Annotated in this window: 10 protein-coding genes; 8 read left to right on the top strand and 2 right to left on the bottom strand. The window is 72.2% G+C overall.

The genetic code is table 11. The features are described from left to right. Positions 1-59 precede the first annotated feature (59 nt). On the bottom strand, positions 60-1,403 hold the full coding sequence (locus tag B9S57_RS08235) for a transcriptional regulator (RefSeq protein ID WP_103514873.1): 1,344 nt from the start codon (positions 1,401-1,403) through the stop codon (positions 60-62). 243 nt (positions 1,404-1,646) lie between these two features. Here B9S57_RS08235 and B9S57_RS08240 point away from each other — a divergent pair, with 243 nt between their 5' ends. After that, positions 1,647-2,024 (top strand): hypothetical protein, encoded by a 378-nt coding sequence (locus B9S57_RS08240; protein ID WP_103514874.1) that lies wholly within the window; start codon positions 1,647-1,649, stop codon positions 2,022-2,024. 85 nt (positions 2,025-2,109) lie between these two features. Next, the gene (locus B9S57_RS08245; RefSeq protein ID WP_103514928.1) at positions 2,110-2,997 is read left to right on the top strand and encodes a spermidine synthase; all 888 of its coding nucleotides are present in this window, start codon (positions 2,110-2,112) and stop codon (positions 2,995-2,997) included. A 71-nt stretch (positions 2,998-3,068) separates the two neighbouring features. Here B9S57_RS08245 and B9S57_RS08250 read toward each other — a convergent pair whose 3' ends face one another. After that, positions 3,069-3,617, bottom strand: coding sequence for a hypothetical protein (locus B9S57_RS08250; protein WP_103514875.1), 549 nt, complete (start codon positions 3,615-3,617; stop codon positions 3,069-3,071). A 78-nt stretch (positions 3,618-3,695) separates the two neighbouring features. Between B9S57_RS08250 and B9S57_RS08255 the strand changes: the two genes are divergently transcribed. The 6 genes from B9S57_RS08255 (at position 3,696) to B9S57_RS08280 (ending at position 11,554) form a co-directional block, all read left to right on the top strand. Then, complete coding sequence (locus B9S57_RS08255) at positions 3,696-4,406, top strand: response regulator transcription factor (RefSeq protein WP_103514876.1); 711 nt, start codon at positions 3,696-3,698, stop codon at positions 4,404-4,406. Continuing rightward, on the top strand, positions 4,403-5,866 hold the full coding sequence (locus tag B9S57_RS08260; protein ID WP_103514877.1) for a HAMP domain-containing sensor histidine kinase: 1,464 nt from the start codon (positions 4,403-4,405) through the stop codon (positions 5,864-5,866). The genes B9S57_RS08255 and B9S57_RS08260 overlap by 4 nt, the downstream gene beginning before the upstream one ends. 132 nt (positions 5,867-5,998) lie before the next feature. Further along, entirely contained in the window at positions 5,999-7,474 is a 1,476-nt protein-coding gene (locus tag B9S57_RS08265) for a cellulose binding domain-containing protein (RefSeq protein ID WP_103514878.1), read from the top strand. Between the two features lie 648 nt (positions 7,475-8,122). Then, positions 8,123-9,445, top strand: coding sequence for an ABC transporter substrate-binding protein (locus tag B9S57_RS08270; RefSeq protein ID WP_103514879.1), 1,323 nt, complete (start codon positions 8,123-8,125; stop codon positions 9,443-9,445). Between the two features lie 171 nt (positions 9,446-9,616). Then, positions 9,617-10,615: a carbohydrate ABC transporter permease gene (locus B9S57_RS08275; RefSeq protein ID WP_103514880.1), complete on the top strand. Its 999-nt coding sequence runs from the start codon at positions 9,617-9,619 to the stop codon at positions 10,613-10,615. A gap of 15 nt (positions 10,616-10,630) precedes the next feature. After that, on the top strand, positions 10,631-11,554 hold the full coding sequence (locus B9S57_RS08280) for a carbohydrate ABC transporter permease (protein WP_103514881.1): 924 nt from the start codon (positions 10,631-10,633) through the stop codon (positions 11,552-11,554). The last annotated feature ends 159 nt before the right edge of the window (positions 11,555-11,713 follow it).

Below are 11,713 nucleotides of genomic sequence, written 5' to 3' on the forward strand. Positions count from 1 at the left end.
GCACAGGTCTGCGGCGGCCCGCGGCGGCCCGCGAACGCCCGGGGCGTGGGCTCTCCTGGTCAGGTGACGGGGGGAAGCTCCTCGTAGCGGGCCAGCAGGGCCGTCACCTCGGGACCGCCCTGCGGCCGGAGCACCCGTACGGCGCTGGAGAGCATCCCCCGGATCCGGGAGGACTGCACCCTGTCCAGCAGGTCCAGCACCTCGTGGCCCGCGGCCGACGCCTCGTCGGCCGCGCCCGCCCGCGCCAGGTCACCGGCGAGCTGCGCGCGGTACAGCGCGAGGTTCCGGGTGAAGTGCGGGTCCTGGAGCCGGGTCGCCCGACGGGCGTGCCGCGCCGCCCGGGGCCAGTCGCCCAGCGCCGACCAGCACTGTGCCTCCAGCAGTTCCAGCTCCGCCTCCCGGAAGAAGGTCATCCACTCCGGGTCGGCTTCGGCCGGCCCGCGCTCGAACGCCGTCTGCGCCCGGCCGATCGCCTGCTCGCACCCCGTGCGGTCCCCGAGCCACGCCCTGGCCCCCGCCTCCCGGAGCGCCAGGAGGGCCAGCAGCCGCGGGGATCCCAGGGGGCGGGCCGCCCGCTGACCGGCCTCCGCCGCGCGGACGGCCTCGCGGGCGCGCCCCGTGTCACGGGCCAGGAAGGACGCGTTGCAGAACGCGTGCGCCTCCAGCGCGGCGTCCCCGGCCAGCCGTGCCGTCGCCAGCGCCTCCGCGTAGTGGGAACGCGCGTCCTCGAAGCGCCCCGAGTCGTGGGCCAGCCAGCCCACCGAGATCGCCAGCTCGCCGGCGCCGGCGTGCAGCCGGTCGGCCGTGCTGCGCCGGGTCGTCGTCCCGGAGTCGAGCAGGGCGTACGCCGCCCTGAGCGGCTGGGAGGCGCGCCGGTAGAGGCCGTCCGCGCCGTGCCGGTCGTCCAGCAGCCTGATCTGGCGCACCGCCTTCTCGACGGCGCTCACCTCGGCCTCGCCGACCCGGCGCTGGGCGGGGACCGCGGCGGCCGGCCGGCCGGCCAGACCCAGGGACGCGGCTGCCACCGTGGTGGTGCCGCTGGTCATGAACACGCGACGCAGCACGTCGCTCTCCTCGTAGATGTCGCTGTCGAGCGCGGGGGGTGTGGTGGGAGGGGGTGCGGGTGCCGTGCGGGCCCCCCGGCCGCGCACGCTCTCGCGGGCCGAGAAGCCCAGGTCCTCGAGGCTCGACCCGGGAAACATGTGCAGGAACACCCGTTCGTACGCGTAGTTGGGACAGCGGATCTCGCCGGACTCCACGCGCCCGACGTACCGGGCGTCGCACGCGACCTGTTCACCGATCTCGCGGGCGGCCCTGCGGACCGCGGCCGCGAACTCCCCTGCGGAGCGCTGTCCGCGCAGCCGCCGGAAGGCGAGGTTGGGAACTGCCCGTGTCGACACCATGGCGGGGCCCTCTCTGGTGCAGCCGGGCTCCTGTTTCCGGTGTCCCGGCGGAGCAAGAACGTACCTGCTGTGAGGAGACGCACACGCAGCGTTTACCTATAAATCGGACATCTCACCCGTGATCCGCCATGAACTGCCACCCTTTGCGGCGGCGTGCCGCCGTAGCCCTTGACGCCGTCGGCGCGTTGGTCCATGAGGAGACGGGGCGTGGTCCTGTCTCGTCGAGCGAGAGGAGGGGTTCCCTTGCCTCATACGGACCGTGGCCCGGAGGCCACACCGTGCGACCTGGTGACCGTCCCGGCACGTCAGGGCCTGGAGGCCGTGGACATCCTGCGCAGGGGAGCGGACAGCGAGCCCGTCGGCCCGGTCCTGCACGACGGCGCCTGCGCCGTCCTCGGCTTCCTGGTGCCACCCGGTACGGCGGAGGCCTGGGACGTACCCGGCAGCGCCTGTACGCGGACCGACGGCCGGGGGCTGCGCATCCCCGCCGAGCCGCCCTCCGTCGGCGGCGGCTGGCTCCTGCCGCCCGTCGCGGAGGCCCCCGTCACCGACCCGGCCGTTCTCCGGGCGGCCCTCGACCAGGCGGCCCGGCTCATCGAGGCGGCCGACAACTGCCGCTGAGGCCATAATGGCCGCAGGGCGGATCTCCCGCCGCGGCCGGTCCCCCCAGGTGACCGGCGTGAACCGGTGGAGCGAGGACGAGCGCGTGGCACGTCGAGGAGCGGGCCGGGGCGCGAGCGACCGGAAGCGGTCCGAGCGCCGGCAGGAGCCCGTCTCCGCGACGGTGGACGGCGGCGTCGCGGAGCTCGTGCCCGACCGTGAACGCCCGCGCGCCTGGACCCTGCTGCTGGACGGTGCCCCGCAGTCCCACGTGGACCTGGACGACCCCGCGTACCTCTCCTTCGAGTACCAGCGCCGGCTCGGCCACGTCATCGATCTCGCCGCGCCGCCCGGCCGCCCCCTCCAGGCGGTCCACCTCGGCGGCGGCGCCTTCACCCTCGCCCGGTACATCGCCGCGAGCCGTCCGCGCTCCACCCAGCAGATCGTGGAGATCGACGCTCCCCTCGTCCAACTCGTGCGCAGGGAACTGCCCCTGGACCCGCAGGCCCGGATACGGGTCCGCTCGGTGGACGCCCGTGCCGGGCTCGGAAAGATCCAGGACGGCTGGGCGGACCTGGTCGTCGCCGACGTCTTCAGCGGCGCCCGCACCCCCGCGCACCTCACCTCCGCCGAATTCCTGACCGAGGTGCGCCGGGTGCTGAGGCCCGGCGGCCAGTACGCCGCCAACCTCGCCGACGGGCCGCCGCTCGCGCATCTGCGCGGCCAGATCGCCACGGCCGCCTCGCTCTTCCCCGAGCTGGCCCTGGCCGCCGATCCGACGGTCTGGCGGGGTCGCCGCTTCGGCAACGCGATCCTGGTCGCCTCCGACCTGCCGATCGCGGTCACCGAACTGACCCGGCGGGTCGCGAGCGACCCGCACCCCGGCCGGGTCGAACACGGCCGTGGGCTCGCCGACTTCACCGGTGGCGCCGCCGTCGTCACCGACGCGGACGCGAACCCGTCCCCGGCTCCGCCGCCCGGCGCGTTCGACTGAATCCTCCACCCGGACCGGGAGCCGTCCCCCGCGAGCCCGGTATCACCGAACGAGCGGCCCCGGCCGTCCGCCTACTGCTCCACCGTCTCCACGATCGGCGGATGGCCGTTCCAGGTGCAGAAGACGGAGACGGTCGCCCCCGACCCGTCGCTGAAGTCCACCCGGATCCACTCCGGCTCCGTCCACACCTGCATCGACCAGTTCGGCTCCGGTGTCGCCGAGACCAGCTTCGCCGCGTCGTCCGCCAGCTCCAGGACGACCCTGCCGCCACGCGTCGGGTAGCTCCTCACCTCGTCGGCGGACTCCGGTGCGGGCGCCGGCTGCTCCGTACGCGGACGTCCGGTGGGCGGGCGGGAGGACGGCGTCCGGGAGGGCCGGGCGGAGGGCGTGGGACGGGAGGCCGTGGCACTCGGCGACGGGCTCGGCAGCGCCCGGTGCGTCGAGGACGACACCGGTGCGTCGGTCGTCCGCCCGCTCCGTGCCCCCACCGAGATCGGGACGGCACGCGGAGGGTCGTACGCGGTCCCCGACATGACGGTGTGCACACCCCACCACGACAGAGCGACCGCCGCACCCGTGGCGAGCGACCACGCGATCGCGTGTACGAGTCCTCGTTGCATCGGGCACATCCTGCCGCACCCGGGCCGGTGCTGTCCTGGAGGGGACCCTGTTCCTCCGTATGGGCTACGGTGCGGCGCATGCCTAGTGTGCTCGTGGTCGAGGACGACCAGTTCGTGCGTTCCGCCCTCATCCGGCACCTGACCGAGGCCTCGCACACCGTGCGGAGCGTCGGCACCGCGCTCGAGGCGCTGCGCGAGGTCGCGCACTTCCGCTTCGACGTCGTCGTCCTGGACCTCGGGCTGCCCGACCTGGACGGCGCCGAGGCACTGAAGATGCTGCGCTCCATCACCGACGTACCCGTGATCATCGCCACCGCGCGGGACGACGAGGCCGAGATCGTCAGGCTGCTCAACGACGGCGCCGACGACTACCTGACCAAGCCCTTCTCGGTGGAGCACCTCTCCGCCCGCATGGCCGCGGTCCTGCGCCGGACCCGGGGCCCCGGCGCCCAGGCGCCGCCCCCGCGCGTCCTCCAGGTCGGAGGCCTCTCCATCGACCCGCTGCGGCGCCAGGCGGAACTGGACGGCACGGCCCTGGACCTGACCCGCCGCGAATTCGACCTGCTGGCCTTCCTCGCGGGCCGCCCCGGTGTCGTCGTCCCGCGCCGTGAGCTGCTGGCCGAGGTCTGGCAGCAGTCCTACGGGGACGACCAGACCATCGACGTCCATCTCTCCTGGCTGCGCCGGAAACTGGGTGAGACGGCCGCCCGCCCGCGCTATCTGCACACCCTGCGCGGGGTCGGCGTCAAGCTCGAACCGCCGGCGACGGCACCGGGCCGGCCCGCGTGAGATGGGCCCTGGTCAAGGTCTGCCTGGCCGTCACCGCCATGGTCGTGATCGCCTTCGCCGTACCGCTCGGACTCGTCATCAAGGAGATGGCGCGCGACCGCGCCTTCTCCGACGCCGAGCGTCAGGCCGCCACCATCGGCCCCACCCTCACCATCACCACCGACCGCGCAGAGCTGACCAAGGCCGTCCTGTCCACCGAACCCGGCGGCCGGGGACGCCTCGCGGTGCACGTCCCCGCGACCGAACCGGGCGGCTCCCGCCTGGAGATCGGCACCCGGCGCGCCACCCGTGAGGACCTGGAGACCGTCCGGACGTCGGGGCGCGCCTCCATCGCCGAGGTGCCGGGCGGCTCCACGCTGCTCCAGCCCACGGCGCTCGGGTCCGGAGGCATCGCCGTCGTCGAGGTGTTCGTGCCCGAGGGCGAGGTCTCCCACGGTGTCGGCACCGCCTGGCTGGTCCTCGCCGGTGTCGGTGTCGCGCTGATCGTCGGGTCCGTGGCCGTGGCCGACCGGCTCGGAGTGCGGATGGTGGAGCCGGCCCAGCGCCTCGCGGGTGCGGCCCAGGACCTGGGGGAGGGGAGGCTGGGGACCAGGGTCCCCGAGGCGGGGCCGACGGAACTGCGCTCCGCCGCGGTCGCGTTCAACTCCATGGCGGACCAGGTGGTCCAGCTGCTGGCCAACGAACGGGAGCTCGCCGCCGACCTCTCTCACCGGCTCCGCACCCCGCTGACCGTGCTCCGCCTGAACGCCGCCTCCCTGGGCGAGGGGCCCGCCGCCGAGCAGACCAGGGCGGCCGTCGAGCAGTTGGAGCGTGAGGTCGACACGATCATCCGTACGGCGCGGGAGCAGCGCCCGCAGACCCAGGGTGCGCCGTCGGGCGCGGGCGCCGGGTGCGACGTGTCCGAGGTCGTCAGGGAACGCATGGTGTTCTGGTCGGCGCTGGCCGAGGACGAGGGGCGCACGGTGCGCCTGGCAGGCGTGGACCGCACCGTACGGATCCCGGTCGCCCGGCCCGAACTTGCCGCCTCACTCGACGCGTTGCTCGGCAACGTCTTCCGGCACACCCCGGAGGGCACCGCCTTCGCCGTGGACGTGCACCACAGCGGCGACGCGGTACTCGTCCTGGTCTCGGACGCCGGACCGGGGATTGCCGATCCGGAATCCGCCCTGGCCCGGGGAGCCAGCGGACGTGACGGAGCGAAGAGCGCGGTGGGTTCGACCGGCCTCGGCCTCGACATCGTCCGCAGGGTCGCCGAATCCACCGGCGGTGACCTGCGGATCGGGCGCTCCGTGCTCGGCGGCACGGAGGTGCGCATCTGGATAGGGCTCGACGGCGGCCCCGGTGAGCGTGCGCGCCGCGGGCACCGGGTGGGACGGCGGAGAGGAAGGCGAGGACCGCGGGTCGCCAAGGCACGGAGCGCGGAGTTCCGCGGCAGCCCCGGAAACGGCCCGCATCTTTAACCGGTGCCGATGCCCTCCTTAAGCGAACCCTAAGAACACCGGCCCACGTCCCATGAGTACCTTTTGCCCGGTCGGCGGCGGCTAGCGTGCAGACGCAATCACCACCCCCGGCAGGACAGAGGCAGGAACGCGATGGGCACCAGCACGCACCGCCGCAGGATGAGCACCCGCACGAGGACGGTCGGCGCCCTCGTCGCCGCGGCGGTCGTCGGCGGCACGGTCCTCACGCTCACGGGCACGGCGCAGGCGGCCGCCGTCGGCGCCACCTACACCCGGGCGAGCGGCTGGACCGGGGGATACACCGGGCAGTACGTCGTCTCGAACGACACCGGGACGGTCCAGTCCGGCTGGACGCTCGAATTCGACCTGCCCGGGGGCACGAAGATCGACTCGCTCTGGAACGGTGAGTACACCGTCAGCGGCAACCACGTCACCGTGAAGCCGGTGAGCTGGAACAAGGACATCGCCCCGGGCGGGTCCGTGACGGTCGGCTTCGTCACCGCGTCCTCCGGAACCGCCGCCGATCCGGAGGGCTGTCTCATCAACGACGCCGCCTGCTCCGCGGACGGCGGCGCCACACCCGAACCGAGCGGACGCCCGACCGGAACGCCGGCGCCCACCTCCACCCCCAGCTCCACGCCGACGCCCCAGGAGAGCGCCACGGCCGCACCGTCACCGACGGCCGAGCCCTCCGGGGCCCCCGGCGGGACGGCCGGCGGGGCAGGGTTCGCCCCCTACGTCGACACCTCCCTCCACCCCGCCTACGACCTGCTGGACACGGCGTCCAGGACGGGCGTCAAGGAGTTCAACCTGGCGTTCATCACCTCGGGCGGCAGCTGCGCCCCGCTGTGGGGCGGCGTCACGGGACTCGCCGACGACAAGGTGGCCTCCCAGATCGCCGCGCTGCGGGCCGAAGGCGGTGACGTACGGGTCTCCTTCGGCGGAGCCGCCGGCGCCGAGCTCGCGCTGCACTGCTCCTCCGCGGCGGAGCTCGCCACGGCGTACGGCAAGGTCATCGACGCGTACGGGCTGACCAAGGTGGACTTCGACATCGAGGGCGGCGCGCTGCCCGACACGGCGGCGAACACCCGCCGCTCCCGGGCCATCGCCCGGCTCCAGGAGGAACACCCCGGGCTGGACGTCTCCTTCACGCTTCCGGTGATGCCGGAGGGCCTGACCCAGCCCGGCGTGGACCTGATCGCGGACGCGAAGGAGAACGGTGTAGCGATCGCCGCCGTCAACGTCATGGCGATGGACTACGGGCCCTCGTACAGCGGCGACATGGGCGATTACGCCACCCAGGCGGCCACCGCCACGCAGGCCCAGATCAAGGGCGTGCTCGGGCTCTCGGACACGGCGGCCTGGAGGACGGTCGCGGTCACCCCGATGATCGGCGTGAACGACGTGGCCACCGAGATCTTCACCGTCGAGGACGCCACCCAACTGGTGAAGTTCGCGCAGGAGAAGGGCGTCGGCCGGCTGGCGATGTGGTCCGGCACACGGGACGCGCAGTGCGCGGGCGGCGCGCGGCCGACCGCGGACGCGACCTGCAGTTCGATCGTCCAGGAACCGCTGGCCTTCACCAAGGCGTTCGGCGCCTTCGGCTAGCCGGCACCTCCCCGACCCGCGCGCCCCGGCCGGCCCCACATCCCCCCACACCCGGCCGGGGCGCGCGCCCCTGTGCGCGCGCCCCCGGGATCGGCCCCGGTACCCGCGGCCGGCCCCCTCCCGCCCGTAGGCGGAACCGCCCGGCCGCTCGGTGGACTTCGGGGAAAGAACACGGAAGCGCCCCGCAGGCCCCCCGCGCACCTCCGCAGGGCCCCGCCCCGTTCATCTTCCGGCGGGCGTCCCCCGGCCCGCCGCACCGGTCCGCACATTCGCGCCGAGCGCCGGTCGTGGGACGGGGCGGCGGGGCCATCTCCGGCCTCAACAGCCCCTGACCTGGGCAGACTCGAACTCCCGCACGTGGCGCATGCAGGGCGTGCCGGTTAACGCAAGCCCCCTGCCGGACACGGTCACGTGACTTGCAGGACACACTCGGGCAACGGAAGCGTCTTCAACTCTTGACACCCACCCCCTTGAGGCAGCAATCTTCCGGCATCAGCGCATGGGAGCGCTCCCATATCGAACGAGGTTTTTCGCTCGTACGGGGACGGCACCGCCCATGTCCTCTCCGTACCACTGGCACCCGCACCCACCAGCGCGTATACCGAGCCGATCGAACGCCAGTCCCACCCTGGAACAAGGAGTAGTGGAATGCGCATCACCCGCACCGTCGCAGGTCGAAGCCGCAGAACCGCCGTCATGGTCACCACGGGCCTCACGGCCAGCGCCCTTCTGCTGACCGGCTGCAGTGACTCGGGCTCGGACTCCGACGAGGCCGACGCCAACGGGAACATCACCCTCACCGTGGCCGACTTCGGACAGTTCGGCTACAAGGAGGCGGGGCTCTTCGAGAAGTACCACGAGCTCCACCCGAACATCACGGTCAAGGAAAACGTCACGGCCGAGGAGAAGGTCTACTACCCCAAGTTCCTCCAGCAGCTCAACACGGGCAGTGGTCTGGCCGATGTGCAGGGCATCGAGGTCGGCCGCGCCAAGGAGCTCGTCGACACCAAGGCGGACGCCTTCGTCGACCTGGCCAAGGTCATCGACACCGACCAGTGGGTGAACTGGAAGGCGCTGCAGGCGAGCACCGACGAGGGCAAGGTCATAGGCGCCGGCACCGACATCGGCCCGATGTCGATCTGCTACCGCCGCGACCTGTTCGAGCAGGCCGGCCTGCCGGCCGACCGCGAGGAAGTCGCCGCGAAGTACGCCGGCGGGTGGGAGGACTACCTCAAGCTCGGTGAGGCGTACAGGGCGAAGGCGCCCAAGGGCACCTTCTTCATGGACTCCGCCAGCGCCATGTACAACGGCGTGGTCAGCTCCGCCTCGGAGCAGTACTACTCCAAGAGCGGCGAGGCGATCTACAAGGACAGCGCCGGCGTCGAGGCGGGCTGGAAGCTCGCCACCGAGGCCGTGGACAAGAAGCTGACCCAGGGCCTGGCCCAGTTCGGCACCCCGTGGCAGGCGGCCCTGCGCAAGGGCACCGTCGCCACCGTGGCCTGCCCCGCGTGGATGGCCGCGCAGATCTCCACGTACGCCGGTGACGAGTTCAAGGGCAAGTGGGACATCGCCCGTGCCCCGGGCGACACCGCGGCCAACTGGGGCGGCTCCTTCCTCTCCGTGCCCGCCAAGGGGAAGCACGTCAAGGAGGCCGGTGAGCTCGTCAAGTGGCTGACCGCCCCCGAGCAGCAGGCCGCCGTCTTCAAGGCCGTCGGTGTCTTCCCGTCGAACAAGGGCGCCTACGAGCTCCCCGACGTCAAGAGCGCCAAGCTCCCGTACTTCAACGACGCCCCGATCGGTGAGATCTACGCCGAAGAGGCGAAGGTCATCCCGGCGGCCGTGCTCGGCCCGAAGGACGGCGTCATCAAGGACACCATCTCCACCCAGATCAACAACATGGAGCAGCGTGGCACCGAGCCGGACAAGGCCTGGGACGACGCCATGGACGCCATCGACAAGGTGATCGGCTGATCCTCACCGGTGCGGGCCGCCGGGGCGCTCGAACGCGCCCCGGCCGGCCCGCACCGGTGCCGGTTCCCCTCTGCGGTACCGCGCACCTTCTCCGACACCTCCGCCGGGCCCGACCCGAGGCCCGGCCTTGCCCCTGCGGTGTCGGCACACCCCAGGGAAGGACTCCCACCTGTGGCAACGACCACCCCCACCCGTGGCGCACACGGCTCCCGGCCCAGCCGCCGGGCCCCGAAGCCCATGACCCCCGCCCGCCAGGCCTGGCGCAGCCGGCTGTGGCGTTTCGACGACAAGGCGTCGCCGTACGCCTACATCGCGCCCTTCTTCCTCGTCTTCGGGGCCTTCGGGCTCTACCCGCTGATCTACACCGGTTGGATCGCCCTCCACCGCGTGGAGATGACCAACCTCGACCAGATGGACTGGGTCGGCTGGGAGAACTTCAGCAACATCCTCCAGGACTCCGAGTTCTGGACCGCGGTCACCAACACCTTCGTCATCGGCGTCATCTCGACCGTGCCGCAGCTGATGATGGCGCTCGGCCTGGCCCACCTGCTGAACTACAAGCTGAGGGCCAGCACCTTCTGGCGCACCGTGATCCTCACGCCCTACGCCACCTCCGTGGCCTCGGCGGCGCTGGTCTTCGCCCTGGTCTTCCGGGCCGACGGCGGCCTGCTGAACTGGGTCCTCGGCTTCTTCGGCGCCGGTGAGACGAACTGGGCGAACGGCCACTGGACCTCCAACATCGCCATCGCCGTGATCGTGATCTGGCGCTGGACGGGCTACAACACGCTGATCTACCTGGCCGCGATGCAGGCCGTCCCGTCCGACCTCTACGAGGCGGCCTCGCTCGACGGCGCCTCGCGCTGGCAGCAGTTCCGCAACGTGACGATTCCCTCGCTCCGGCCGACGATCCTCTTCACGATCGTCATCTCGACCATCGGGTCCATGCAGCTCTTCGGGGAGCCGCTGCTGCTCGAAGGCGGCCCGATCGGAGCGCAGGGCGGCACCGAGAACCAGTACGAGACGCTCAGCATCTACCTCTACAACTACGGCTGGAACCTCGGACACCTCGGTCCGGCCGCCGCAGTCGCCTGGGCCATGCTCGTCCTGCTGCTGCTCATAGCCGCGATCAACTGGCTCGTCGGGCGCCTCGCGCGCAAGACCGCGGCCTGACGGGGAGCGATAACCATGACCACCACCAGCACCGTCACCGCCCCGGACCGCCGCCGCGTCTCCAAGGCGGCCGTCCGCGACGAACCGCCGCGCCGCCGGCGCTTCAAGCCCGGAGCAGGACGCCAGCACCACGCCGGCCCCTTCGCCTACGTCGCCCTCGCCGTCGTCGGCCTCGGCTCGCTCTTCCCGCTGTACTGGACGCTCGTGGCCGCGTCCCGCACCCAGGACGAGGTACTGGACACCACGCCGCCGCTGATCCCGGGCGGCAACCTCTTCAACAACCTCCAGACGGCCTGGGAACAGGCCAACCTGGGCAAGGCGATCGTCAACACGGTGATCGTCTCCGCCAGCATCACCCTGGCGACCCTGTTCTTCTGCACCCTGGCCGGCTACGCCTTCGCCAAGATGCGCTTCAGGGGCCGCGGCGCGCTGATGACCATGGTCATCGCGACGCTGACGATCCCCCCGCAGCTCAGCGTCGTCCCCCTGTTCATGATGATGTCCGACATCGGCTGGGGCGGTCAGCTGGAGTCGGTGATCTTCCCGACCCTGGTCAGCGCCTTCGGTGTGTTCTTCATGCGCCAGTACCTCCTGGAGGCGCTGCCGTACGAACTCATCGAGGCGGGCCGGGTGGACGGGGCGAACAACCTCCGCATCGTGTGGAGCATCGTCCTTCCCGTCGCCCGCCCGGCGATGATGGTGCTCGGGATGCTCACCTTCGTCCAGGCCTGGAACGACTTCTTCTGGCCCTACCTCGCACTGAACCAGCAGAACCCCACGCTCCAGGTCGCGCTCGGCCAGCTGAGCGCGTCCTACGTGCCGGACCAGAGCATCGTCATGGCGGGCGCGCTGATCAGCACCCTGCCGCTGCTCGTCGTCTTCGTGATCTTCGGCAAGCAGATCGTCGGAGGAATCATGTCCGGCGCCGTCAAGGGCTGACCCCCGTCCGCCGCACCACCCGGCCCGCCGCACACCCCGGTCCGACCCCGGCCCCGCGGTCCCCGCCCGGTTCGCGTCCCGTACGGCCTGCACCTGACCCCAGGCCGTACGGGCGCCGTGGCCCCGCACTTCCTGCCCTGTCCCTCCACCCATGGGAGC

This window comes from Streptomyces sp. SM10 (assembly GCF_002910915.1).
GTDB lineage: Bacteria > Actinomycetota > Actinomycetes > Streptomycetales > Streptomycetaceae > Streptomyces.

Excerpts from the sequence above, each read along its gene's own strand:
- B9S57_RS08235 (WP_103514873.1), bottom strand. The coding sequence starts at position 1,403 with ATGGTGTCGACACGGGCAGTTCCCAACCTCGCCTTCCGGCGGCTGCGC.
- B9S57_RS08250 (WP_103514875.1), bottom strand. The coding sequence starts at position 3,617 with ATGCAACGAGGACTCGTACACGCGATCGCGTGGTCGCTCGCCACGGGT.
- B9S57_RS08255 (WP_103514876.1), top strand. The coding sequence starts at position 3,696 with ATGCCTAGTGTGCTCGTGGTCGAGGACGACCAGTTCGTGCGTTCCGCC.
- B9S57_RS08265 (WP_103514878.1), top strand. The coding sequence starts at position 5,999 with ATGGGCACCAGCACGCACCGCCGCAGGATGAGCACCCGCACGAGGACG.
- B9S57_RS08270 (WP_103514879.1), top strand. The coding sequence starts at position 8,123 with ATGCGCATCACCCGCACCGTCGCAGGTCGAAGCCGCAGAACCGCCGTC.
- B9S57_RS08280 (WP_103514881.1), top strand. The coding sequence starts at position 10,631 with ATGACCACCACCAGCACCGTCACCGCCCCGGACCGCCGCCGCGTCTCC.